The organism is Actinoplanes sp. NPDC051513 (genome assembly GCF_044454685.1).
Lineage (GTDB): Bacteria > Actinomycetota > Actinomycetes > Mycobacteriales > Micromonosporaceae > Actinoplanes.
The window spans coordinates 247866-273775 of sequence record NZ_JBITDW010000002.1; the positions used below are offsets into that span (position 1 = coordinate 247866).

The window sequence follows — 25910 nt, forward strand, 5'->3', positions numbered from 1 at the left end:
GCGCGTGCATACCATGCCGCCATGGATCTGGGCCACGGTGACCGGTGGCGGCTCGACACCTGCCCGGCATGTCCTGCGAAGACTCTGGAGGTCGGGGAGTTCGACGTCCTGGATCGCCCCGGGCCGGCGTCCCGCTACGACCCCACCGCCGGGTACCGCACCAACGTGACGACCGGCCTCCCCGAGTGCGTCCATCCGTCGCGGGTCCGGCTTCCGCCCTGCCTGTACGCCAGCAATCACGAGCCGCCCCCCGGCCCGGCGGAGCATCCGCCGCCGGCGCCGGACGACCTGGCCGATCTGGCGGCGTGGTTCGGCGCCGCGATACGGGCGGCGCCGGCCGAGTCCCGGGCCGCGGCGCTGGCCGACGCCGAGCTCACCGCCCGCTGCCGGTTCCCGGCCGACGACGTGCTCACCGCGATGCGTCGCGCCCTGTCGGTCGAGCTGGAGCGCGGCATTCTCGTGCGGCCACCGGACTCAGCGGGACGCGCAGAACTCCCGTAGCGCGTCCGAGTCGACCGGGTCGATCCACTCGTAGGCGCCGCGCAGCTGGTCGGCGATCTGGTCGACGGTCGCGACGGCCGCGGTCATGTCGCCCCAGGGCATGCTGACGTGCAAGAGCGTGCGCACGATGCCGGCGGGGAGGTGCGGGCTGCCGGTGGCGGTGGCGCGCAGGAGCAGGCCGCCCGTGGAGACATCCTCGACGCGCCCGCTCACCGGCACCAGGCGACGGCCCGGCTCGGAGTCGACCTGGGCGGTGCCGGTCGCCGCGTACGTGCCGGGCCGGCGTGCTGCCTCACGCCGCTGAACCACGTCGGTGGTCAGGTCGCCGGCGATGGTGAGCCGGCCCCCGCGCAGCTCGGCCTCGATCCAGGTCACCCCGGCGCTGGTGGCCAGCTCGACGATGCCGGTCCGCCGGGTGACGGACTCGCCGAGGCCGAGCACCGGGATCGGGGGAAGCCCGGCCACGAAGTCGGCCCGCACCTCGGCCAGCACGATCAGGGCCAGGTCGGGCTCGCCGGGAGACCGCAGCGTGAGGGTGCTGCCGGCCGGCACCACGATCATCGGATCCTCCCCCGGCTTCCGCGCCTGTCATCCGACGTTCTCATGCCCAGCCGGTGCGACGCCGGGGAATCGACGGGGTCGAGACTCTCAGCAGTCGCTGCTGGGCTGAGATGCGGGAGAGGTTCTCGACCCCGCAGGACCGGGTGGAAGACCAGGGCTCCGGCAAAGTCGTGATGGTGTCCGACTTGTGTGGCTCGGGGTAGAAGCGCCGCAGCTGGTGGCAGCAAGACGGGCATGACCGTTTCAGAAGATCATCAAGGTTCCTACGCCACGGTGATCTATCCGAAGTGAGTCATGCCCGCACTGCCATCATCGCTGATCTCGTCCTTGTCCTGCGCACCGGCTCTGACCGTGCCGGAAACCGCCGGTGGGCTGCCCGCGGCACTCGCCGCTCTGCCCGATCCGCGAGCCCGGCGAGGCGTGCGGCATCCGCTGACGGTCGTCGTGACCGCAGCGGTCTGCGCCGTCGTAGCCGGCTACCGCTCCTACACCGCGATCGCCGAGTGGGTCGCCGACGTTCCGGACTCGACTGTCCTGGCCGTGGGCATCGCACCTGATCGGCGGCCTTCCGAAGCGATGATCCGCCGCCTGCTGCAAGCCCTCGATCCGGACCTGCTCAGCGCAGCGATCGGCGTCTGGCTCGCCGGCCGAACTCCCACCGCCGGCACATCGGCGAACCGGCGGGCGATCGCTGTCGACGGCAAATCCCTGCGTGGATCGCGCACCACCGACACCACGGCCCGGCACGTCCTGGCCGCCTGCGATCAGGACACCGGCGTCGTGCTGGCCAGCACCGACGTCAACGGCAAGACCAATGAGATCACCCGCTTCGAACCGTTGCTCGACCAGATCGGCGACCTGCGCGACACGGTGATCACCGTCGACGCGTTGCACTGCCAGCGCGACCACGTCACCTACCTCGCCGAACGCGGCGCGCACTGGATCCTGACCGTCAAAGGCAACCAGCCCAACCTGCATAAACAGCTTGCCGCTCTGCCCTGGCGCCGCGTTCCGCAAGCCACCCGCCACGACGACCGCGGTCACGGCCGCCGCGAAATCCGCACCCTGAAGATCCTGACCGTCTCCACCGGCATCGCGTTCCCGCACGCGGCCCAGGCCCTGCAGATCCGCCGGCGCAGACGCCGACTCGACGAGCCTAAACGCTTCACCACCGAAACCGTCTACGCCATCACCGACCTGCGCGTTCACCAGGCCAAACCCGCACAGTTGGCCGCCTGGATCCGTGGCCACTGGTCGATCGAGAACGCCATCCACTGGGTCCGTGACGTCACCTACGACGAAGACCGATCCCAAATCCGCACCGGCACCGGACCACAAGTCATGGCCACCCTCCGCAACGCCGCCATCGGAGCACTCCGCACCGCGGGCATCACCAACATCGCCGCAGCCAACCGGCATCACGCCCGCGACAGCACGCGCCCGTTGGCACTACTCGGCATCATCTGACGACTTTGCTGGGGCCCTGGGCCGGCGGGCGATCGCGGTTGATCCGCGATTCACCCGCGGCGGGTCAGCCGGAGGCTTCGGTTCCGGCCGATGCGAAGACGCGTACGTCCCACGCGCCGAGGTACACCGCCGTGCCCGGCGCGACCGCGGCACCGGTCAGGGCGTCGGTCAGCGGCACCGGCGCCTCGACCGCGACGGGTTCCCAGCTCCAGTTGTGCACGACGTGGACCCGGCGCCCGTCCGGGGAGGTGGCGGTGGTGGCCGTGACGGAGGTCGGGAGGCGGCGCCATCCGCCGGTCGGCACCGGCGCGAGCCATGCGGCGAGGGCTTGGGCGAGGTCGCGTCCGGGTACCGTGCCGACGCAGGTGACCCGGCCCGCGCCGTGGCGGCGGGTGGTGATCGCCGGCCAGCGGCCGAAGTGCGGATGGTGGTATTCGACGAGCACATCGGTGTCCACGACGGTGAGGCCGTCGGCCCAGCGCGTCGCCGTCGCCCGCTCCGGCAGGTCGAGCGGCCCGCCCGGGGCGGCACGGACCGGGACGTCGCGCACCAGGTTGCTGAACTCCTCGTAGCGGACTCCGGCGGCCTCGACGAGCCGTCCGGGCGCCGGCTCGTGTCGCGCGCGGGCCTCGTGGTCGGCGTAGCCGGTCCGCGGGCCGAGCACGAGGTGGCCGCCGGCGGCCGCGTAGGCGGCGAGCCAGTCGAGCGTCGCGTCGTCGGCGACGTACAGCGCCGCGACGACCAGGACCGGATGCCGTCGCGCGGCCGACTCCGGCGCTGGGGCGGCCCGCTCACCGCTCGGGTCGTGCAACTGCCCGGCGTGGACGATGCGCACCTGCAGGCCGGCGTCGAATGCGCCGCGATAGAAGGGATCGAAGATGCCGTGGTACGCCGCGGCGTCCGGTCCACCGTCCGCGGCCGACAGCGGCGGGTACTTCTGCATGAGCCACTTGCTCGGCATCGAGTAGACCATCGTGATGTCGGCGTCGGGTTCGAGGGCGGCGACGAGCGGGCCGGCGGCGTCCAGTTCCGCGCCGAGGCGGGACAGCTCCGCGTACGTGCGGCCCGGCCGGCCGCTGTGCGGAAGGATCCCGCCCCAGTAGGTCTCCGTGCCGAAGTGCAGCGTGTGCCAGTGCCAGTACTCGATCATCTGCGCCCCGCGCGCGACGAGCGCCCAGGCCGCCTGCCGCCACTGGCCGTCGTACGCCGGCCGGTTGTCCCACGGCGTGCCGATGGACATGGCGTTGGTCTCGGTGACCAGGAACGGCGCCTGGCGCGACGAGAACATCCGGTCCGCGGTCTGGTACAGCGCCCACACCCCGGCGGTCTTCCAGTGCTGTTCGTCGTCGTGGTCGCGGTCCGGCAGCGCCAGGGCATCCTGCATGACGTAGTACGGGTTGCCGGCGGCGACGTCGAGGCGTTCGGTCAGCTCGTCGTCGTGCACCGCGGGCCGGCCGTAGGAGATGCACGTGGTGACGAACTGGTCGCCGCGCGCGTACTCCCGGACGATGCCGGCCTGCCAGCCGATGAACTCGGTCGTCTGGCGGGCCTGGAACGCCCGCCAGGCGACGTCGTACTGGGGCTGGGCGTTGCCGTCCGGGGTCCACAGGTCCGCCCAAGTGGAGAGGCGGTGCGACCAGTAGACCAGGCCCCATTCGCGGTTGAGGGTCTCGACGTCGCCGTAGGTGGTGCGCAGGTGGTCCATGAATCGCTGGAAGACGCCGTGGTTGTGCAGCAGTTCGTTGCCGGGCTCGTTGTCCACCTGGAACCCGATGACCGCGGGGTGGCCGGCGTACCGGCCGACGATCTGCCGGATGACCCGCTCGGCGTGGAACCGGAAGCCCGGGTGGGTGAAGTCGACCTCCTGCCGCGCGCCCCATCCGATGCGCTGCCCGGTGGCCCGCTCACCGGCGATCTCCGGGTACTGCCGGGCGAGCCACGGCGGCACGGCGTAGGTGGGCGTGCCGAGGATGACGGAGATGCCGCGTTCGTGTGCGCCGTCGAGCACCGGCTGGAGCCACTCGAGGTTGAACCGTCCGTTCTCCGGTTCCCAGGTCGACCAGACCGACTCGCCGACCCGGATGACGGTGAAGCGGGCGTCGACCATCAGGTCGAGGTCGGCCTTGAGCCGTTCGTAGGGCTGGTACTCGACGTAGTACGCGGCGCCGAAAAGGACGCGGGCGGGGAGCACCGCCATGGGGGGAACCTCCGAGGTGGAGCGGTCGGTCATTGCTTGACGCTGCCGGTGGCCAGCCCGCTCTGCCAGTACCGCTGCAGCAGCAGGAAGGCCACGACGAGCGGGACGATCGAGAGCATGGACCCGGTCACCACGAGCACGACCGTCTCGCTGTTCGCGCCGGATCCGCCCCCTGCGGTCTGGGAGGCCCAGGAGGAGAGGCCGACGGTGATCGGGTACAGCCTGGGGTCGCTGAGCATGATGAGCGGGAGGAAGTAGTTGTTCCAGGTCGTGACGAGGGTGAAGAGCACCACGGTCACCAGCCCGGGAGCCAGCAGCCGCAGGGCGATCCGGAAGAAGATCTGGGCCTCGCCGGCACCGTCGATGCGGGCGGCCTCGATGAGACTGTCCGGGACGGCGTCCTGCGCATAGACGCGCATGAGGTACAGGCCGAAGGGGCTGACCAGCGAGGGCAGGATCACGGCCCAGGGCGTGTTGACCAGGCCGACCTTCGCGAACAGCAGGTACGTCGGTATCGCCAGGGCGGTGGTCGGCACCATGATGGCGCCGAGCACCAGGTTGAATCCGGCGCGGTCGCCGCGGAACCGGAACTTGGCGAACCCGTACCCGGCGGCGGCCGCCAGCAGCGCCGCCCCGACCGCGCTGACGACCGCGTACAGCACGGTGTTGAGCATCCAGTGCAGGAAGACCCCGTGGTCGTGGGTCAGCGTCGCCCGGATGTTCGACAGCAGTTGCGGTGACCGGGAGAACCACAGACCGAACGTGCCGAACAGGTCCTGCGTGCTCTTCGTCGAGGCCACCGCCAACCAGAACAGCGGCAGCAGGAAGTACGCCAGGGCGGCGAGCATGGCGATGGTCAGCGGGGTGCTGCGCCGCCTGGCCGGCGACCGGCGCCGCGTGGCGGTGCGTGCCCGGCCGGTCGCCGCGGCGGTCGGAGCGGCCGGAGCGGTGGTGGTCATGAGGCCCTCCTGCGGTTCGCGGTGAGCAGGACGGCGTAGGAGACGATCACGATGACCAGCCCGAGGAGGAAGGACACCGCGGCCGCATAGTTGATCTGCTGGCTGATGAAGGCGAGGGAGTAGGCGTAGAGGTTGGCGGTGTAGGCACTGTCGATGACCGCGGGGGCGAGGCGCTGCAGCAGGTTCGGCTCGTTGAACAGCTGGAAGCTGCCGATGACCGAGAACACCAGGGTGAGCATGAGCGCCGGCCGCAGCGCGGGAAGCTTGATGGACCAGGCGATCCGCCACGCGCCGGCGCCGTCGACCGCCGCCGCCTCGTAGAGCTCGTGCGGTATGGCGCGCAGTGCGGCGTAGAGAATGATCATGTTGTACCCGACGAACTCCCACGTCACGATGTTCGCCAGGCTGCCGAGCATCCAGCCGCTGCTGAGGAAGTGCGGGACCGGCACGTGCAACGCCTTGCTCAGCTGGGCGAACGGGCCGTAGTCCGGCCCGTAGAGGTAGCCCCACATGAGCGAGGCGACCACACTCGGTACGGCGTAGGGCACGAAGATGCCCAGCCGGACCACGCGCGCCAGCCGCACTAGGCCGCTGTCCAGCGCGAGCGCGAAGAGCAGCGCCAGGACCAGCATCACCGGCACCTGGATCAGGAAGAAGGTCGCGACCCGCAGCACGCTGTGGATCAGCAGCGGGTCCTTGACGGCGGTGACGTAGTTGTCCAGCCCGACGAACGTCGTGCCCCCGATGAGCTTGTGCTCGAAGAGGCTCAGGTAGGCGGCGTAGCCGAGCGGGGCGAGGAAGAGCAGCACGAACAGCAGCAGGAACGGGGCGACGAACAGCGGCCCGGCCGTGCGCCGGGAAGACCGTGCGGTGATGACACTCATCGTCGGGCCTTTCGGTCGAGGGTGCCGGGTCCCGCGGCCGGCGCCGGCCGCGGAACCCGCCGGCTGCTACTGGACGGTGAAGCCCTGGCCCTTGGCGAAGGTGGTGATCCGGGTCTGCCACTGGTCGAGCGCGGTGACGGCGTCGGTCTTGTCGGTGAGGGACTTGCCGACGGTCTCGTTGAAGTCCGCCTCCACCCGGTCGAGGAACGGCGGCCACTGGAACGTGGTGTTGACGGTGCTGCTGATCCCGGCGAAGAGCTCGTTGACCTTCTGGCCGCCGTAGAAGGCGGGGGTGTCACCGACGTAGGCGGGGTCGGCGAGCACCGCCTTCGTCGCCGGGAAGAAGAACTGCTTGGTGGCGAACAGCTTGGCGCTGTCCGGGTCGGTATTGAGGAACTGGGCGAACACCGCCGCCGCGATCGCGTTCTTGGTCGACTTGATGACCGCGCTCGTCGAACCGCCCCAGTTGCCCGACTGCGGCTTGGACGCGTCCCACTGCGGCAGCGGGGCAGCGCGCCACTTGCCCGAGGTGGACTTCGCCGAGCCGGAGAGGAAGACCGGTCCCCAGGCCGCGGTGAGCCAGGTGGCGTACTTGCCGCTGTTGAGCGCGGCAAACCACGGATCGGTGAAGTCCGGCTCGATCCCGACGACGCCCTCCTTGGCCAGCCCGCCCCAGTACGCGGCGAGCTTCTTGGACGGCGCGTCGTTGACGTGGATGGCAATGTTGCTCTTGCCGGACAGCACGTAGGGCTTGCCGCCCGCCTGCCACAGCAGCCCGTGCCACGCGGCGGGCTGACTCGACGAGAAGTTGGTCAGGTAGACCTCCGGGTTGGCGGCATGGAGCTTGCGGGCCGCGGCAGCGAACTCGTCCCAGGTCTTCGGGACCTGGATGCCGTACTGGTCGAAGATGTCCTTGCGGTACAGCATGCCCATCGGACCGGTGTCCTGCGGGATCGCCCAGACCTCGCCGTTGGGCCCGCTGACCTGCGTCCACGTCCAGTCGACGAACTTGTCCTTCAGCGCCGCCGCGCCGTACGGGCGCAGGTCCAGCAGGCTGTCGGTGATGGTGAAGGTCGGGATGTACTGGAACTCGATCTGCGCCACGTCGGGAGCACCGGTGCCGGCCTGCAACACCGTGCGCAGCTTGGTGTACTCCGGGCCGCCCTGACCGGCGTTGACCACCTTGACCTTGACGGCCGGGTACTTCTTCTCGAACAGCGCCACCTCTTGCGCGATGTCCGGAACCCAGGTCCAGAACGTCAGCTCGGTCGCGGTCGACATCGCCTTGTCGATGTCGGCCTGGCTCACCGCCGCGGCGGCGGAGGTACCGCCGCCCTTGCCGTCGTCGCCGCACGCGGCCAGCGCGGCACTTAACGACACCGCTCCGGCCGAGGCGAGCAAGGTTCGGCGGCTTATCGGGAACTGTGGGGACGATGTGGCCATGGTGAACTCCCATCAAAAGGGCAGGGGGTACCGGCGCGCCGGGCAACGGCGTGCTGAGGACAGGGGGTATCGAGAGAGGTGCGCGTCCGCGCCAGTGCCATCGCCGCTCGTCAGCGACGGCCGGTGCGGGCCTCGGGTGACGTGCCGCCGTAGGTGGACAGATCGACGCTGATCAGGGCTGGGTGGATGAGACTTCGCTGCCGGCGGGCTGACCGTGCGGGCCACCGTGGGCATGGGGGATCGCTCGGCGGCCACGTCCCGGGATCGGCCGGGGCGGTGGCGGCGCCGTCGAGGCGCGGACGACGAGCTCGACCGGTTGATCGGCCGCCGGTGGAAGCTCGACGTCCGGCTTCTCGATGACGTGTACCAGCCGCGCGAGGCCCTGCCGCGCGACCTCGTCGAACGGCTGCCGCACGGTGGTGAGCGGGGGAGTGCCGTAGGCGGCGACCGGGATGTCGTCGAACCCGACGACGCTGATGTCCTCGGGCACCCGGCGCCCGGCCTCGAGCTGCGCGCGGATGAAACCGATCGCCATGTCGTCGTTCGCGGCGAACACCGCGGTCACGGTGCCGTCGCCGGCCAGTTCCCGGCCCGCCGCGTAGCCGGACGCGGCCGACCAGTCGCCCTCGATGACCGGCGGCTCGTCCGCGCCGTGGGCTCGCAGCGCCTCGCGCCAGCCGGCGACACGGTCCCGTGCCGAATACCACCGCTGCGGGCCGGCCAGGTGATGGACGGTCGCGTGCCCCAACTCCAGCAGGTGCTCGGTCGCGGCCCGCGCGAGCAGGCCCGCGCCGACCCTGGCGGTCACCACCTGCGGCGCGGCGAAGGTGGGCGGCGCGCCGAGGACCAGGACCGGCACGTCGACGCTGATGAGGCCGACACCCTCGTCGATCGGCTCGGAGATGACGACGCCGTCCACGCCCTGGTCCAGCAGCGACGCCAGGGCGCCCGCGATGCCGCCCGGGTCGCCCTCGATCGTGTCGGCCACCCGCAGCGTGTAGCCCACCTCCCGGACCGCCCGCTCGATGGCCATGAGCAGCGACGCCGGCCCGTACAAGGCGCTGCCGAGCGTCACCACGCCGATCGACCGGGTCCGCCCGGAGGCCAGCGCCCGGGCCGCCTGGTTGCGCCGGTAGCCGAGCTCCTCGGCGGCGTCCAGGACCCGCCGGCGCACGTCGGCCGAGACATACGGCTCGTCGTTGAGGACTCTGGACACCGTCTTCTGGGAGACGCCGGCCAGCCGCGCGACGTCCACACTGCGCGGCGTCGGAGGGCTTCCACCCGGCCTCGCCAGTCGCGTCACGGCACCTCCCATCGCCGGCCACCGTACTGTATGACTGCGCTGTCATGTCTACGCAATCAGACGCTCGCTGTCAAGAGCACGTAACCCGCCGTAACGCTGGCGAAGCACGTTCCTCACCAACTCCCAACCCCAGTTTCGAACCGAACAGGTCGGGCCGGGCCGCCCGCCGACTTCGTCGAAGATCGCAGTGCTGTCCACGCCTTCGACGTGTCACGCGGCCGGGCGCCGCAGAGGTGAATCGGTTCGCTGCTCGATCGGCGCCACGTCGGTGGGCCGGCGACACGGAATGCCCGAGCGCGATGCCTGGCACGCCGGACGGGTCGTACTCATCGGCGGCCACTCGAAGCCTGCGAAGCGTCAGGACCCGGAAGTAACCGTCTTGAAACCTTGACTTCACGCTCGATACGTCCATTAATTCATATCTATGTATCCGGGCCGTAGCCACCCTTCCGGGTGGTCGGCGACGCCGGCAGATATGTCGAATCGGTTCGAATATCGGCCTGGATGCTGTGCCCTGAACCGGTGTTGCGGAGCTGGCGGATGAGTCACGGGAGGTTGGCATGCATCGTTCGAAGGTCCGCCGGCGCGGGTGGTTGCCGACAGCGGCTGGAGGGCTGGCCGCAGCCGTGGTCCTCGGCGGCCTGACGCTGGCGATCCACGGGCCGGCCCTGGCCGCGCCGGTCGCCACCAAAACCGTAGCGGCCGCCGGTGCGGCCGGTAACGCCGCGATCACCTCGGTCGACCTCAGCGGCACGTGGAGCTTCACACCCGCGGGCCGCGGGGCGACCTCGATCGCGGTACCCGGGGGTGGCTGGTACAAGCAGGGCTTCACCGACGTGAACGAGGCGGTGTACTCGCGCAGCATCACCGTGCCGGACTCGGGTCAGCCGCAGTCGACGTGGATCGAGTTCGGGGCGGTCAATCACCAGGCGACACTCTCGGTCGACGGCCGCGTGGTCGCCACCCAGACGACGGCCTTCACCCCGTCGAACTTCGACATCAGCGCATACGCGGCCCCCGGTAGCACCCACACGATCAGCGTCGACGTGAAGGGCCGTGGTGCGTTGAAGGCATCCAACGGCCGTTACCTGGTGCCCGACGCCGCCGAGTGGTCCGCGGCGGTCCCCCAGGGGATCTTCCGTTCGGCGTTCCTGCGGGTGTACCCGGCGGTGTACGTCAGCGACACATTCGTGCGTACGTCGGTGGCGAACAAGACGTTGAGCTACGACGTGTCGGTGCGGAACACGTCGGGCAGTTCCCGGTCGGTGACGTTGACCGGGTCGCTGTCGTCCACCAACGGAACGGCTTTCAGCTACCCGGAACTGCCCAGCCGTACGGTCACCGTGGCGGCCCACTCGACCGCGACCGTGACCGTCGGGCCGGCCGCGTGGAACCTCGACAGCACCTCGTACTGGTGGCCCAACGTGCCGTACCGGTCGGGGTACCGGGCGCAGCTGCACGGGCTGACGGTGCATGCCGTCACCGATGACGGGCACACCAGCGACGCCACGTACCGGTTCGGGTTCCGGGAGGCCACCCAGAACGGCGACTACTACTTCCTCAACGGCGTGCGCGTGAACTTCCGCGGCGACAACCTCCAGGGTGCCGACTACGACCAGATCAACAGCGGCGGCAAGGGCGACGCGTACGACACGCTGCCCGGGTTCCTGCCGCCGTCGGCGGGCAACGGCGGCTGGCCGCAGGCGGTGGACAACTACCAGCGCCTCAACTACAACGCGGTGCGCGTCCACCAGGAGCCCGCGAGCCCGTACATGTTGGATGTCGCCGACGAGATGGGCCTGATGATCATCGACGAGGTCGCGATTCGCGGCTCCCAGTCCGGGCAGGATTGGATCGCCGGGCACGACAACATGGTCAACCACGCCCGTGCGCTGGTCCTGCGCGACCGCAACCACCCCGCAGTCATCCGCTGGAGTCAAAACAACGAGCCGAACCAGAGCGGCCAGGATTCCGAACAGTTCGAGAAGGACCTGTACGCGGCGATGAACGGCGCCGACGGCACCCGGCCGATCATCGCCGAGCTGGGCGTCGGCGCGAATGTCAACAGTTATCCCGGGATGACGTACGCCAACTTCGCGGTGATCTCGCATTACATCGACGGCTTCGGCAGGTACGGGGAGGGCGTGGTCACCGCGAATGGGCGGCCCGACGGCGAGGGCGAGTTCATCTGGCCGGCCTGCAACAACAAGCAGGGCTTCGAGTGGTTCGCCACGGCAACCCTTGCCAAGCGCGGCAAGAACGCCACCGACCTGCGCCCGTACACGCTGCTGTCCGCCTGGACCAGCGTCGTGCCCGGAGTGCGGACCACCGACTTCACCCCGGAGGAGGGCGGTCACCCCATCTACGGCGCGGACAACCTGCCCGACCCTTGGAGCAACCCGCAGATCCAGCGCGTGCAGGCGGCGTTCAACCCGGTGGCCGCGGTCGACCTGCCATACTGGTCGGCCTCCGGCGCCTCAGACTCCAACGGCACCTTCCCACTGCCGCAGGCCGTACCCAGCTACGCCCACAACGCCACGGTCACCCGCAACATCACCGTCTTCAACGACGACCTCGCCGACACCTCGGTCGGCCTCACCTGGACCGCCCGGCTCGACAACCCGACCGGCACGGTCGTCGCGTCCGGAAACACCACCCTGACCATCCCGCTCGGCTCCCGGGTCACCCAGCCGGTGACCTTCACCACCCCCGCCACCGGCAGCCGCGTGTACCTGCAACTGTCGACCGCGAAGTCCGGCAGCACCGTCTTCACCGACGCGGTCGAATACATCACCCTCAGCGGCGGCGGAGGCGGCGGTACCGGACCCGCCCCGGGCACCTACCGCATCGTCAACCGCAACAGCGGCAAGCCCTTGGCCATCTCCGGCAACTCCACCGCCGACGGGGCAAAGACAATCCAGCAGAGCGGCACCCCCACGTGGACGATCAGCACCGCCCAGGACGCCTACACCGTGCGCTACACGGCCTCCGGAAAGATGCTCGACGTCAATGGCGGCAGCAGCACGGCGGGCCTGCAACTGCAGCAGTGGTCGGCCAATGGCGGCACCAACCAGATGTGGTACCTGCGGCCCACCGGTGACGGCTACTACACCATCGTCAGCCACGAAAGCGGACTCGCAGCCGACGTCTACGGCGCGTCGACCAGCGACGGGGCGCAGGTCGTGCAGTGGACCGCCAACGGCGGGACCAACCAGCAGTGGCAGTTCGTACCCGCCTGACCGGACGACCCGGTTCTCGCCTGCCGCCGCCGCGTCGACCGCTGCCCCTGGCCGCTCGACCCTGCGGCCAGGGGCAGCGGCGAGATGTCAACTCCGAACGTCGGCAAGCGACCACCACCGAGCACCTTGTCTCCGCTCCCATCGGTACGGGCCGGCAGGCCACCGCAGTGAACGCATCGAACCGCCTCGCTCGCGAGCGGTAGGCGCTTGTCAGCGCCACGACCGGCAGTCGATGCCGGACACCTCGCCGGGCCCGTGGATCAGGCAGATCGGCGAGTGCTGCGGGCAGCCCACCAGCGGTCTCAGGCACGGTCGAGCCGGTGCACAAGACAACGAGGAGATCAGCGATGATGGCGGGCGGGCATGGCTCACTTCGGATAGATCACCGTGGCGTAGAGAACCTTGATGATCTTCTGAACCGGTCATGCCCGTCTTGCTGCCACCAATACCGGCACTTCTACTCCGAACCACTCAAGCCAGACAGCATCACGACTTTGCCGGGGCCCTGGGTGGAAGACGCTGATCTTTGCGTCGCCGAGTTAACGTGATCGCCGGCCGGAATGCCGAATCCCGGAAATGCGAAGCACGGCGTTCCGCGAATCTCGGCAATGTCGCGGAATGGTTCACCCGAACCGGTACTTGCGTCCCCGCAGACATTAGGCTGACGTGCGAGGCCACGAAGGAGTGAAATGACTGCGCGAGCATGTGTCGAGTGCGGCGTGACGCCCCGGGGCGACGAAGAGTCCTGCCGCATCTGCGGTGGTCTGGTGCCACCCGTCGCCGGGCGGGACGCCCCGGACGCCTCGGGCGGCGAGACCGTCGCGCTGCCGCCCGTCCTGCTCGGGCCCCGCGCCGACGACGCGGCGGGAGCGTCCGGCGGGAGCTCGGCGGGCGACCTCCTGCGCGTTGTGCTCGAGCCGGAGGCGTACACGATAGAGGTGCGCCGTGGAGAGCAGGTCGTGCTGGGACGGGCGCTCGATATCTCACCCCATGCCGGGTATCTCCGCCGTTTCGATGACGTCTCGCGCCGGCACGCGACCCTCCGGGTGGACGCTGAGGGGCACGCCTTCGTCCGCGACGAGTACTCGACGAACTGGACGGTCCGCAACGGCGCGCGCATCGTCCCCGGCGACGAGCGCCCGCTCCACGGCGGCGACCGGCTGCGGTTCGGCAGTTCGGTCGGCGGCGTCGTCCGGCTGGTCACCATCGCGGCCGGCCTTCCCGGCACGCCCCGGGCGGGCACGCGGACGGGATAGGCCGATCGGCCGTCATCCCCGACCAACGGCCAAGCGAAACTCCTCCGCTTTCCATATTTTTATGAGATCGACGATGCTCTACCGTGCCAAGGTAACGGCATTGTTCGCAGAGCCGTATTCGGATGCCACTGATGTCGAGGTGATCCTTGCCGTTCGTCCTGCAGGAGCTGCGTGAAACTGTCGCCGGGCGTTGGCGTCGTGAGCTCGCCGGCCGGGAACCGTCCGTGAAAAAGCATTGGAACACCAAGGTCAGCTATTACCGGGCCGTCGATTCGCTGCTGGCGGACGGCCATGGTGATCCACTTTCCTGGACGGACGTGGTCGCGGAGGTGCGCCCGCGCGGCTCCCGGACCGGCTTCTACGAGGTCGCCGGGCCGCATGCCAAGAAGCCGCTGCCGCACGCGTACCGGCTGGCGGAGCCCGGACCGGTCCGAGACGTCGCCTGCCTGCTCGACCGGGCGACCGCCCCGCAGCGGCTGATCGACGAGACGAAGGTGTGGAGCTACTGGCCGCACCGGGTGGGCTGGATGCACGAGCTGTATCGCGCCGGGGAGGTCACCCGCGCGGCGGTCGCCGAGTGTCTCGTCCGGGTGCTGCTCGACTGGGCGGTCCGGGAGCCGCGGCTCGCGTCGGCGCTCGAGCAAAGCGCGCCGGTCTGCGCGATCGAGGACCTCCTGGTGATCCGGGAGGGCCGGCTCGGCGCCGAGGCGGCCGATCAGGTGCTGCGCCGGGCGATCCGGCTGCGGCTCACCCCGGGCAGCAGCACCGACGGCGTGCTGCATCAGCTGCGCCCCGAGCTCCGCCCCGCGCCGGTCCCCCCGGCGGGCAACCGGCGGCTGGCCCAGGCCATCGATCTGCTGACCCGCAACTCCCGCGCCCCGTACGAACAGCGCCGGCAAGCGGTGGCCATGATGCGCGACGCGATCGATGTCCTCGAGCCAGTCGCGGAGTGATCGGAGCATGCAGCCGCGCGACGACCGGGACCGCGACGTCGCCGGCCTGCTCAGCGCCCGGCTGCAGACCCTGATCGGCGCGGCGCGCAAGGCGGCCGACTTCGCCGCGCTGCGCGACGACGCCCGGCGTCAGCTGGGCCCCGACCACGAGATCACCCTCGAGATCGAGTATGCGTGGGAGTCCCGCCGCGACGCCGGTCGCAGCGCCGTCGACTCGCTCCCGGTCTGGGCGGGCCTGCGTCAACGGGCCGAGAAGTCGCTGCCGCCGGGCTCGGTCACGGCCGTCGCGATCCGATCGCGGCACCTGCGCCAGTTGCGCGGCTGCGGCCGTCCCGGCGACCTCGACGTGCTGGTCGGTCTGTGCCGCGAGGAGATCGAGCGGTGCGCCGGCGACCCCGATCCGCGCCGGCTCGGCGAGGCCCGCGCCGACCTGGCCTGGGTGCTCCGCGACCGGGCCTGGTTCGCCGGCTACCACCGCGAGGCCGCCGGCGGCGAGGCGGCCCGCGACCTCGCCGAGGCGTCCGCGCTCATCGACGGCGAGGTGCGCCGCCTGCGATCGGCCGCGGCGCCCGACCAGGTGTCGGCCACCGCGTGCCGCCGGATCCAGGCCGAGGTGCTGCTCGCCCTGGGTCGCGACGCCCCGGCCGCCGCGGCGCGGGCCCGCGACATCGCCGAAGACCTGGTCGGCCTCGACGACAGCGAGGACGACGACGGACGGACGACCGCGGTGTTCGACCAGCTGCCCGGCTCGCACGTCCTGCTGGCCGAGGCGCTGCTGCTCACCGGGCGGGTGAGCGAGGCCGGCCGGGTGGCCCGCCTCGCGTACGCGTTGCACACCGGCGCCCGGGTGTTCGACCCGGCCCGGCCGCTGCTGGTGCTGGCTCGCAGCGAGGCGCGCGCGGGCCGGCCCGACGCCGGTGAGACCGCGCGGGCGGCGCTGCGGCAGCGGCTCGAGACCTTCCCGGCCGACAGCCACTACGTCGCCGAGGCCCGCCGCCTGGCCGAGGAGTTGCCGCCGTGACCGCCCCCGCCGGAGCCGCCGCCGCGACCTGGAGGACACCGACCGACATGTCTGAGGCGCTGTTCACCGACCCGCTCGCGCTCGTGCCCGGCATGGACGGGCGGAGCGCCGCCGAACTGGACCGGCTGATCGCCGAGCTCGCCCGGCCCGAGCTGCGGCCCACCCCCGCTTTCGACCTGGTGCGGGCGCAGGCGCTCGGGGCCCGGTTCGTGCACGACCGCCGCCCCGGCACGCTGGCCGAGGCGCTGGCGACGTACGACTCCTGCGCCTACCGCGGGCTCGCCCGCGGAACCGTCGGCCGATCGCTCGTGCTGCGGCTGCTGCATGCCGGTCTGCTCGGGCAGCCGTTCGACACCGTCCGCGTCCGCGCGCTGATCGACGACGCGGGCGACGACCCGGCGATGCCGGGCACGGCCGCGGTGCTGCACGCCATGACCGACGCGCTCGCCGCGTACGGGGACGACCCGGGATACGACCGCGCCCAGGCCCTGCGCCGGCTCGACGACCTGGCCGAGGCGGTGCCGCCGGAGAGCCCGCTGGCCGACGTGGCCCCGGCCATGCGTGCCGCGCTGGCCGTGAAACGCGGCAGCGAGCACGGTGTCTACGCCGACGCGGCCGCGGCCGCCGAGCACGCCCGGTCGATGCTCGCCCGCGACGACCTCGACGAACGGCGGCGGCTGCTCGCCGAGGCCATGGCGGCCGCCGCCGACGGCCTGGCGGACGCCCAGCACGGCAACCTCGAGGGCGCCATGGCGACGGCGCAGGCGTTGACCGATGTCGTCGATCGGATGCCGGCCGGCGACCCCGCCGCCGAGGCCATGCGGCGTCTGCTGGCGGGCGCCACCGGCACGGCCCGGCCGGAGGGCGCCTCGGAGGCCGATCTGGCGGCCGGGGAGCGGGCCTGGCGGCTGCTGCTCGCCGCCCTCCCGGTGGCGCGTACCGCCTTGGACCTCAAGAGTGCCGCCGAGCTGGCCCGGGGCGTCCGCATGCTGCGCGAGGCGGCCGACGCGGCGCCGCCGGGTTATTCGCACGCCCCGCTGATCGGCGTCATGCTCGGCGGTCTGCTCTGCACGCAGTACCAGCTCGGCGCCGGCCGGCCGGCGCTGGACGAGGCGCTGCGCCGGCTGCGGACCGCCCAGCGGGAGTCCGGGCACCCTGGGCATCCGATGTGGGCGCCGAGCGCCATGTCGCTCGCCCTCGCCGACCGGCTGGACGGGCGGCTTGCCGCGAGCCGTGAGACCGGGCTGCGGGCGCTGCGCGGGCACGCCTGGTCGGTGTTGCTGCAGGCCGGCGCCGAGGACGCGGCAGCGGCCGCGCGCCACGCCGCCGACGAGGCGAAACAGGTTGCCCGCTGGTGCCTGGCCGACGCCGAGCCGGCCGTGGCGGCCCGCGCGCTGGACGCTGGCCGGTGCCTGATGCTGTACGCCGCGACGGTCACCATGGACGTGCCCGCCCGGCTGCGCGGACTCGGCCGCACGGATCTGCTGGGCCGGTGGCAGCGGGACCACACCGACGCCGACCTGCGAGCCGAGGTGCTCGCCGTGCTCATCGGGGCGCCACTCGCCGAGGACGCGCTGCCGGACATGCTGGACCCGCCGACGCCGCGCGAGGTGGGCACGGCGCTGGCCGAGGTGCGCGCCGACGTGCTCGTCTACCTGGCGGCGCGCGACGACCAGGGCGCGGGCTACGCGGTGCTGGTGCCGGCCGAGGGCCGCGCCGCCGGACGGGTCAGCCATCTGACCCTGCCGGGGCTCGCCGCCACCGGCCGGGTGGCGCGCCATCTCCAGGTCCTGGGATCGCGCGACGCCGGTGCCGCCGAGGGTGGCGCGGCCGAGGGTGGTGAGCCGCCGGCGGATCTCGACGGCCTCTGCGACTGGGCCTGGACCGCCGCGATCGGTCCTCTCCTCGGCACGTTGGACCGGTGGCGGATCGGTCGGGCGCCGCGGATCGTCATGGTGCCGATGGGCGAGCTCGCCGCGGTGCCCTGGCATGCCGCGCGCGACCGGGACGGCACCCGCGCGGTCGAGCTGGCGACTTTCTCGTACGCGGCCTCCGCCCGTCTGCTCTGCCTGACGGCCGAGCGCGCGCCGGTCGCCGCGGACGCGCCCGCGCTGGTGGTCGGCGACCCGACCGGCGATCTGCCGGAGGCGCTGGCCGAAGCCGGCGCCATCCGCGAGGCGTTCTATCCGGCCGCCGAGATGCTCCAGGGCGCCGCGGCCACCCCGGAGGAGGTCCGCGCGTGGTTTCTGGCCGGCGGCGGCGCCGTGCTGCACCTGGCCTGCCATGGCGCCGTCCAGTCCGGAGTGGACGGTTCCCACCTGCGCCTGTCCGGTGGCCGGCTGACCGCCCGGGACATCCTGCAGACCCGCCGGCAGAGCGCGATCGGGCTGGTCGCCCTGGCCGCCTGCACCACCGGGACGCCGAGCGGCGCCTACGACGAGGCGTCCAGCCTGACCACGGCGTTTCTCGCGGCCGGCGCGCGCAGCGTGTTCGGCTCGCTCTGGCCGGTGCCCGACGGCGCCACCTCGCTGCTGATGTTCATGGCGCATCACTACCTGCGGGCCGGGGGAAAGCGGCCGGTGGACGCGCTGAACCACGCCCAGCGATGGATGCTCGACCCGGACCGCGAGATCCCGCCGACCATGCCGCCCGCGCTGGCCGCCCGGGTGCCGCTGGTGACCGCCGACGTGACCGCGTGGGCCGGCTTCACCCACCAGGGCCGCTGAGCGCTACGTTCCCCGGTGGGTGAAGGCCGCCCAGGAGCGCGGCTCGGCTGCCCGCGGGTTGCGGCAATGGCGGGCGAGCTCGGGCGGCATCCCGGCGGGCGGCTCCCGATCGGGGTCGAGCATCCACAGCTGCGCGTGGCGCAGCGCGTCCGCCGGCGCGCACCGCTGTTCGTTCAGGCCGTGCTCGTTCAAGAAGTGGTGGACGAGGAACATCAGCAGCGAGGTCTCCTCGTCGGGCACTGGCCACAGCGACCCGAACACGGTGTGGGCGCCGGCCGCGAGAAACGCCGTGGCCAGGCTGAACGCCTCGTCGTGGTCGGCGCCGGCGACCCCGGTGGCGCAGGCCGCCAGGAACACCCGCTCGATCTGGAGCTCGGCCGTGCGCGACGCCTCCAGCAGCCGCCGGGCCGTCAGCACGCCGCCGGCCAGCCGCAGGCAGGCGTCCGCCGGATGCGCCGGATCGGTGTGGCCGTGGCAGGCGAGATGGAGCAGCGAAGGACCGGGCGCGGCGTCGGAGATCCAGTCGAGCACCTGCCGCGGCGTGCCGGGCTCGGCGGCGCCCACGCCGAGGAACGTCCCGTCCGGGTAGAAGACCCGGCCGATCGCGCTCGCCTCCACCCCGGCGAACGGCAGGTCGCCGGCCGGGTCACCGACGATCAGCACCGACTTCACGTCGCGGGCCGGCCGGCGGGCGCTCTCCGCGAAGGAACGGCCGGAGATCGCGTACGAGATGACGGCGTCCTCGATCGCGTAACGCCGCCGCGACCCCTCGGCGCGGAAGGCCGCGTGCCAGGGCACGGCGGACAGTGGACCGGTCGGCACCAGGATCAGCCGCACCGGGCGGCCCAGGCCCCACGTGGCGGTGTGGCGCAGCAGCGGGCCCATCGCGGCCGACCAGGCCCACCGGCAGAGGTCGTCGGGCGTGCTGGCGGGCCGCTCGGCCGGGCTGTCCACGGCTGGGCTGTCCACGGCTGGGCTGTCCACGGCTGGGCTGTCCACGGCTGGGCTGTCCACGGCTGGGCCGGCGTCGCGGACCACGGCGGCGCTTCGGTCGAACGCCGATCCCGGCGCGGTGATCAGTCCCGGCAGGACCAGCGCCGACATGTCGCCGATGGCCGGCACGACGACCGCGGCGCCCGGCTGCTCGGCGCCGGACGGCACCAGGTAGACCAGCGCGTCGGCCGGCGCGGCGGCGAGCGCCACGCGGATGTCCGCGGCGGCAATCGGCTCGGGCGCGCTGAGGTCGAGGGCGTGCAGCACCCGGGTGCGAAGGTCGTCGGGCACCTCGAAGGCGGCGCCACCCACGGCCTGCAGCGGGTCACCGGTGACCACGTTGCTGCCGTAGCCGGCCGAGGAGCGCCACCGTTCGGCGAGGTCGGCGTGCCCGGCGTCGGCCAGCCGTTCGGCGATCGTGCGGGACGCGGTGGCCGCGGACAGCACCAGCCCGCGGCCGGCGTCCAGCGCGGCCACCAGGTCGTCCATGGCCCCGTCGGCGCGGCACCAGCCGGCGACCCGGTACGCCGCCGCGCCCGCGTCCGCCGCCGCCAGCACGGCGTCGTCGGTTCCGGACTGCAGCAACACCTGCCAGGCGTGGCCGCGCAGGCCGGCCAGCCCCCACCGGCGCGACTCGGCGCGGTCGCACGTGACCGCGTGCCGCAGCGACTCGGCCCGGGCCAGGGCGAACGCCGACCAGCGCGGGTGGTGCGCGCCCCCGGCGATGCCGAGGCCGTCCTCGGTCCAGCGCAGCAACCGGCGGCCGGTGTCGCGGTCGCCGGGCTCGTCGCGGAGCAGCGCGACGCCGGTCATGCTCCCCAGGCCGAGCGCTATCAGCCGGAACAGATGACCGGCCGGAAAGAACCCGAGCAACTCGTCGATCCGCTCGCCGACCGCGCGGAGCGTGGCGACGTCATGCCGGGTCATCGCCGCCATCGCCGGGCCGAACAGCCCTTGCAGGGCGTGGTTGGCCGCGAGCATGTCGCCCGGCGCGATCGGGGTGCGGTCGACCGGCTGGTAGACGCTCGCCGCGCCGGCCATCGTGCTCTCGATCATGACGAGCAGCGGGACGATCGACTGCTTGGTCACGTACGAGACGTGCTCCTCCCGCAGGCGCGCGAGCAGACCGCGCAGGTCGGCCCGGATCGTGACGTCGCCCTGCTGCCCCCGGTCGACCAGCGCGAGCGCCTCGGCGAGCAGGTGGTCCTCCGGATCGGACGAGGCGCGCAGCTGCTCCATCGAGGAGCTCAGCATCCGCCGGTCGCCGCTCTGGATCGCCCGCGCGGCCATGAACACCGGGGCGACGCGCCGCAGCGGCTCCAGCGTCGCCGGGCCGGCGTCACCCCGCAGCAGAGGCTCGAGCAGCATGGGCAGCGCCTCGCTCGGCACGTTCGCGCCGGCGTGCGCCTCCTCGGCGTAGCGGCCGAGCGCGGCCAGCGTGTCCAGGCTTGCCTCCCAGTCGGGCGGCACGTCGGTCAGGCCCCTGGCCGCCGCGAGCATCTCGCCGAACCACGCGGCGTTCACCCGATCGGGATGTGCCTGCCAGGCCAGAGCCGCGCTGCCGGCCATGGCGGCCGCGAGCCGCGCCCGCTCATCGGGGTCGCCCACGCCGCTCGCCCAGACCTCCCCGGCCTCCGCGACCTGCTGCAGGAGGCGTGCGGCGCTGGGCGGGATGCCACCGGGCGCGGCCGCCGTCTCGGCCTCCAGCCGGTCGCGGGTCAGCGCCAGACGGTCGCGGTGGGCGGTCACCAGCCATTCCGGCTCGGGCGCCTCGGCCAGCCCGCGGTCGAGGCAGACCGCGGCCCGTTCGAGGTCGGCCGGCTCCCGGCGCAAGGTCCAGCGCAGGTGGTGCGCCATGCCCAGATGCCACGAGCACGGCTCGCCGCCGTCCGCCGCCTGGTGCAGCAGCGCTATCGCGTCCGCGGCGTCATCCGGATCCTCGCGGGTCTGGCCGCGTACGCCGAGCAACCGGCCGCACTCGGCCAGCCAGCTCGGCTCCGCCACCACCGCCAGCGCCCGCCGCCAGTGCTCGATCGCGCGATCGAGGTCGTCCGGGTTCTCGTCGGTGTCCCAGCGGATCTGGTACGCCCAGCCGAGCGCCTGGTGGATGTCGGGATCCTCGCTGTCGCCGGCGGGCCGGCCGGTCTCGATCGCGATGTCGACGTCGCCGGGCTCGTCCCGCGCCAGGTAGGCGCGGCACAGCATCGCGAGAACCGTGTCCCGGGCCTCTCCGGGGATCAGCGCGTCGGCGACCAGCAGATGCATGTGGATCGCCCGATTCCAGTCGGCGAGGTCGCCGCGGCGGGCGGCGCGTTCCTGATACGCCAGTCCGAGCGAGTGCCACCAGCGATGCGCCTCGCCGGGCGGGCCGGTGGCGATCGCCGCTTCGTACTGTTCGACGGCGCGGTCGAGGTGGGCGGGGTCCTGGTCCTCGTCGTACCGCTCCAGCCAGTGATCGCCCTGCTCGCCGGTCACGCCGGCACCTCGGTGAGCACGCCGATCGCCGACGTCGCCCAGTCGTACAGGTCGTCCGGATCGGATGCGCCCGCGTCGCGGGTCATCCGGACCCGGGGCAGCGCGCCGCGCCGGCCTGGCTCGCCCAGGGCCTCCTGCTCGAACGGGCGGCCGCCGAACTCGTCCTCGGCGACGATCAGCTTGAGCCAGTCACGGACCTGCGCACCGGGCGCCGGCGTCGCGCCGTCGGGAAGCCGGAACCGCACCGGGCGCCCGCCGATCGCCGCGCCGGTCCGGTGCGCCCCGACGAACTCGCCGGGGAAGAGCCCGGCGTGAATCCGGTACCGGCCGGTGAGATCGAGCAGCACGCAGTACAGCGGCCGGCCGGTCGTGTTGCGCAGCAGCACGAACACGGTCGGGCCCACCCAGGCGCCGTTCTCCCGCCGGTACCGCAGCCGGATCAGCCCGTCGTCGTCCGGCGCGAGGGCCGGCCGGTCCAGCGGCGCGGTGCGCTCACCGGGGTGGGCGGGCACGATCTCCAGGCGTACGGCCCCGGCCAGCGCCGACGCCGGATTCGTCAGCGCATGCACCTGACGCCACCGGGCGATGTGCTCGCCGGCTCGCACCGCGGTCTCCGCCAGCTGCGGCAGGCCCTCGGCGACGACCTCGGGCGCCAGCTCGTCGCCGTCCGCGCCGAGGATCCGGGCCCGGGCCGGCGCCGACAGCCGGAACCGCAGGCCGGGAACGATGGGCTCGGACAGGGCGGCGACGCGCAGGTAGGGCGACCCGGCGGCCCGCCCGGCCACCGCGGCGGACGCCTCCACCGGACCGTCCACGGCGATCGCCAGGGCCGGCTGTGGCAGCTCGGTGAAGACGACCGGATACTGCCGGGCGGGATCGGCGGACCAGTCCTCCGGCACCACCGTGGAGCGGTCGACCTGCACCGACAGCACCCGCGCCGGACGAACGGGCCCGTCTCCGGCAACGGCGACCCGGGACGGGCCGGCCGGCACGCCGTGGCAGCTGCCGGCGTCGATCTCCCAGCGGCCCGCCAGGTGCCGCATGGTGATCCTCGAGGCCGGGCGGCGCAGGGTCCCGCCGAGAAACGGCTGGTCGGCCGGCGCGTCCCCGGCCAGTTGCGGCACCTGGAACCGCACCTGGTCCTCGACCGCGCAGCGGGCCGCGGCCAGCAGCTCGCGGTAGGTGGCGCCCGGACCGAGCTGGTTGAGGGCCCGCAGCAGCGCCCAGCTGAACACGCCGTGCGTCTCGCCCTCCAGCGGCAGCTCGTTGGCCACCTGGTCGGAGCGGCAGGCCGTGAGCGCGACGAGCCGGCTGCGGACGGGCAGCGTCCAGCCCCGCCGCAGCTCGGGAATCAGCTCGTCGGAGCGGGGCCGCCGGGCTGGCGGCGGCACCCGGCGGGTGCGCGCGACCGCCTCGGGGACCTCGCCGCGAACCGCGCCCGAGGAGTGGCAGCTGTCCAGCACGACGGCCACGTGGCAGCCGCTCGCCGCGACCTGGTCGAGGAGCACGGACAGCTCCTTGTCGTAGAGGTCGGGCACGGCGCCGTCGCGCGAGTCGGCGCAGACCAGCGTCTGCAGCCAGCCGCTCGGCTCGAGCAGATCCAGCTCGGACGGCACCGGGGCGAGCGAGCCGTGCCCGGCGAACCAGAAGAGCGCGGTGTCGCCGGCCCGGGCGCGGCCCAGGTGCTGCCGGATCCCGCCGACGACGGCAGCGCGGGTCGCCTTGTCGTCGTACAGCTCGAGGGCGTGGAGATCGTCGCTGCGGGAGCGTAGATACGCCAGCGCCGTTCGCACGTCGTTGCGGCAGCCGGAGAGCGGCGACACGGCGCGGTACGTGTCGATGCCGGCGAGCAGCGCGTACAGCCGGCTCATGCGGCCGCGCCCGGAACGTGCAGCCAGGCCTGCTCGAGGAAGCCCTTGTGTGGCAGGTCCACCGTGATCGGCCGGAAGGACGCCGGCGGCGGATCGTCCGTGGTGGACAGCACGTCGGCGAAGAGCACATCGGGCACGCCGAGCACGTAGTCCGCGTGCGGGTGCTCGACCAGCGCGGTGCGCAGCGGTGGGGAGTCGAGGATGCGGTGCACGGCGGTCGTGGCCCGTCCGACCCAGCCGTTGTCGGCCTCCTTGACCAGGCCCCGGTGCAGCGCCAGGCGCAGCCGCATCCGGTCGCCCGGCTCGGCGGCGTTGCGGGCCGTCAGCGCCGCCGCGATGCCGCGCAGGAGGCGGGGGATCGCCGCCGCCTCGTCGAGGCCGACCGGCAGCACGGTGAACTGGCCGTCGCCCTGGGGCTGAGGCGCCACGTCGTTCGGGCGGATGCCGGCCGTGGCCCGCCCGTCGGCCAGGATCCGGACGAGATCGCGCTGCACCCGCTCGGCCGCGGCCGGCCCCCGGCTGCTGTACGACACCACGTCGGCGGCCATGCACAGCCGGACCGCGGCGGACCGCGCGGCCGGGGCCCCGGGCAGCGGCGTGGTGAAGGCGACCCGCTCGGCGCTCGAGAACCGGCGCCGGGCCGGGCCGGCGAGGTCGGCCCCGGCCTCGAGGACACCGACGAGCTCGGCGACGCCGGGCGGGACCTCAAGCACCGCGTGCACCCCATAGCTGCGCGGGAGCAGCGGGGCGTCCCGGCGGTCGCGGTACCGCCAGCCGAAGCGTGGGCTCAGCACCCCGGTGGTCCAGGCGGCCGGCCGGTCGGCGCGCACGCCCAGGCGCCGCAGCAGTCCCGGCCGGCCCGCGGCGGCGGCCCGGTCGGCGAGGGGCGACAGGGCATCGCCGGCGACCAGTCCGAACTGGTCACCGGCGGAGTGCACGAGAACCCCGATCGCGCCGGAGTCGCCGAGGTCCACGGTGAACCGCGCGGCGGCGTACCGGTACCCGGCGGGCGGCTCGTCCAGGTCGAAGGCGAGCACGGCGCCGACGTAGCGGGCACCGGTGGCGGCGGACCGGTCGTGCAGCCTCGCCGGCAGGTCCGACGGGGGCAGCGGATACAACAGCGGACGCCCGCAGCGGAGCGTCACCGCCATCGGCGCGTCCCCGCGCGGCGACGGGCCGATCAGCCGGACATCGGCGAGCGCCTCATCCGTTCGGATTAATTCGTCCTGCTGGAAGGCGGCTTGCGCGCTCATCTATTCCTCGCCATTCAATGAGGGGCATCGGCAGCATCCTCGCACGCGCCGGGATGGCCGACAAGAATGCGAAGCCGGCCGTCTTCTGATCAATACTGTTCCGCGAAACGGCGGCATTCCGCGGAATGAGCGAATTTCGCGGAATGCTCGCCCGGAATCCCTGTACTGGCCGGTCGATAGGGGTATGGCCGTTCGGCCGACACCCGCCGGGCCGACTGTGTCCAATCCGTTCTCACAATGATTGACGACAATTCTCTGTCTGGTGACGCGTGCAATTCTGCTGCTACGCTTCCGGTCGTCCGGCAATGATCAATGCCGCGTCGGCGGCAAGCAGCGCAGGGGGACGCTTTGCCTCCAGAAATGAATTTTCAGCGACGCCGGCGGGTCGAAACACATATCGACCCCCGTGCGGCCACCACCCGGGGCGCGCGGCAGTCGTTACCGACGCAGCACCAGGTGCGCAAGCCCCGGCATGCGGGCCTCGTCAAAGCTGTCCACAGCTTCGACGCGGGCCTGGACTCGGCGAGCCGCGCCCAGCTGGCCGCGTGGATCCGCGCCGAGTACGAGAGCGAGTTCGGCGACGTGCCGCTGGGCCTGTTCTCGCTGTGCCACCTCGGGCCGCCCTACATCGACCACCGGCTCGACCTGTGGCGGTCCATTCTCGAGCACTACGCCCCGGCCGACGTCGTGCCGGAGCCGTTCGCCCAGGCCCGGATGCTCGTCCGCTCCGGCGCCTACGAGTTCGTCGAGGTCTACGCGAGCGGAGAGCTGCGGCCGGTCCTCGCGGACGGCTCGGTCGTCGTCTGAA

Annotated in this window: 17 protein-coding genes; 8 read left to right on the forward strand and 9 right to left on the reverse strand. The window is 72.5% G+C overall.

From position 1 onward, the window contains the following. Positions 1-21 precede the first annotated feature (21 nt). Positions 22-501: a hypothetical protein gene (locus ACIA5D_RS06460; RefSeq protein ID WP_396028821.1), complete on the forward strand. Its 480-nt coding sequence runs from the start codon at positions 22-24 to the stop codon at positions 499-501. On the opposite strand, the gene ACIA5D_RS06465 is transcribed toward ACIA5D_RS06460, so the two are convergent. Then, on the reverse strand, positions 475-1062 hold the full coding sequence (locus ACIA5D_RS06465) for a hypothetical protein (protein WP_396028822.1): 588 nt from the start codon (positions 1060-1062) through the stop codon (positions 475-477). The genes ACIA5D_RS06460 and ACIA5D_RS06465 overlap by 27 nt on opposite strands. A 294-nt stretch (positions 1063-1356) precedes the next feature. Between ACIA5D_RS06465 and ACIA5D_RS06470 the strand changes: the two genes are divergently transcribed. Continuing rightward, positions 1357-2529 (forward strand): ISAs1 family transposase, encoded by a 1173-nt coding sequence (locus ACIA5D_RS06470; protein ID WP_396028823.1) that lies wholly within the window; start codon positions 1357-1359, stop codon positions 2527-2529. A 64-nt stretch (positions 2530-2593) separates the two neighbouring features. On the opposite strand, the gene ACIA5D_RS06475 is transcribed toward ACIA5D_RS06470, so the two are convergent. The 5 genes from ACIA5D_RS06475 to ACIA5D_RS06495 all read right to left on the reverse strand — a co-directional run bounded on the left by ACIA5D_RS06475 (position 2594) and on the right by ACIA5D_RS06495 (position 9315). Continuing rightward, positions 2594-4726 (reverse strand): beta-galactosidase, encoded by a 2133-nt coding sequence (locus tag ACIA5D_RS06475; RefSeq protein ID WP_396028824.1) that lies wholly within the window; start codon positions 4724-4726, stop codon positions 2594-2596. Between the two features lie 29 nt (positions 4727-4755). Then, entirely contained in the window at positions 4756-5685 is a 930-nt protein-coding gene (locus ACIA5D_RS06480) for a carbohydrate ABC transporter permease (RefSeq protein ID WP_396028825.1), read from the reverse strand. Next, a complete protein-coding gene (locus ACIA5D_RS06485; protein WP_396028826.1) occupies positions 5682-6569 on the reverse strand; it encodes a carbohydrate ABC transporter permease in 888 nt (295 codons plus the stop codon). The genes ACIA5D_RS06480 and ACIA5D_RS06485 overlap by 4 nt, the downstream gene beginning before the upstream one ends. A gap of 66 nt (positions 6570-6635) precedes the next feature. Further along, a complete protein-coding gene (locus ACIA5D_RS06490) occupies positions 6636-8012 on the reverse strand; it encodes an extracellular solute-binding protein (protein ID WP_396028827.1) in 1377 nt (458 codons plus the stop codon). A gap of 172 nt (positions 8013-8184) precedes the next feature. Beyond that, positions 8185-9315: a LacI family DNA-binding transcriptional regulator gene (locus ACIA5D_RS06495; protein WP_396028828.1), complete on the reverse strand. Its 1131-nt coding sequence runs from the start codon at positions 9313-9315 to the stop codon at positions 8185-8187. 560 nt (positions 9316-9875) lie between these two features. Here ACIA5D_RS06495 and ACIA5D_RS06500 point away from each other — a divergent pair. From ACIA5D_RS06500 to ACIA5D_RS06520, 5 genes are all read left to right on the forward strand, one after another. Further along, positions 9876-12554 (forward strand): RICIN domain-containing protein, encoded by a 2679-nt coding sequence (locus ACIA5D_RS06500; RefSeq protein ID WP_396028829.1) that lies wholly within the window; start codon positions 9876-9878, stop codon positions 12552-12554. Between the two features lie 689 nt (positions 12555-13243). Then, on the forward strand, positions 13244-13810 hold the full coding sequence (locus ACIA5D_RS06505; protein ID WP_396028830.1) for an FHA domain-containing protein: 567 nt from the start codon (positions 13244-13246) through the stop codon (positions 13808-13810). Positions 13811-14034: 224 nt separating this feature from the next. Continuing rightward, positions 14035-14763, forward strand: coding sequence for a hypothetical protein (locus tag ACIA5D_RS06510; RefSeq protein ID WP_396028831.1), 729 nt, complete (start codon positions 14035-14037; stop codon positions 14761-14763). A 7-nt stretch (positions 14764-14770) separates the two neighbouring features. After that, on the forward strand, positions 14771-15784 hold the full coding sequence (locus ACIA5D_RS06515; protein ID WP_396028832.1) for a hypothetical protein: 1014 nt from the start codon (positions 14771-14773) through the stop codon (positions 15782-15784). Beyond that, positions 15781-18510 (forward strand): CHAT domain-containing protein, encoded by a 2730-nt coding sequence (locus ACIA5D_RS06520; protein ID WP_396028833.1) that lies wholly within the window; start codon positions 15781-15783, stop codon positions 18508-18510. Before ACIA5D_RS06515 ends, ACIA5D_RS06520 begins: the two co-directional genes overlap by 4 nt. A gap of 3 nt (positions 18511-18513) precedes the next feature. Here ACIA5D_RS06520 and ACIA5D_RS06525 read toward each other — a convergent pair whose 3' ends face one another. The 3 genes from ACIA5D_RS06525 to ACIA5D_RS06535 are packed head-to-tail and all read right to left on the reverse strand — an operon-like array spanning position 18514 to position 25102. Then, positions 18514-21978 carry a CHAT domain-containing protein gene (locus ACIA5D_RS06525; RefSeq protein ID WP_396028834.1) on the reverse strand — a complete coding sequence of 1155 codons (3465 nt, stop codon included), beginning with the start codon at positions 21976-21978 and terminating at the stop codon, positions 18514-18516. After that, on the reverse strand, positions 21975-23849 hold the full coding sequence (locus ACIA5D_RS06530) for a caspase domain-containing protein (protein WP_396028835.1): 1875 nt from the start codon (positions 23847-23849) through the stop codon (positions 21975-21977). Before ACIA5D_RS06530 ends, ACIA5D_RS06525 begins: the two co-directional genes overlap by 4 nt. Then, entirely contained in the window at positions 23846-25102 is a 1257-nt protein-coding gene (locus ACIA5D_RS06535) for a hypothetical protein (protein WP_396028836.1), read from the reverse strand. The genes ACIA5D_RS06530 and ACIA5D_RS06535 overlap by 4 nt, the downstream gene beginning before the upstream one ends. A 360-nt stretch (positions 25103-25462) precedes the next feature. Between ACIA5D_RS06535 and ACIA5D_RS06540 the strand changes: the two genes are divergently transcribed. Continuing rightward, positions 25463-25909: a hypothetical protein gene (locus ACIA5D_RS06540; RefSeq protein WP_396028837.1), complete on the forward strand. Its 447-nt coding sequence runs from the start codon at positions 25463-25465 to the stop codon at positions 25907-25909. Position 25910: the final 1 nt, after the last annotated feature.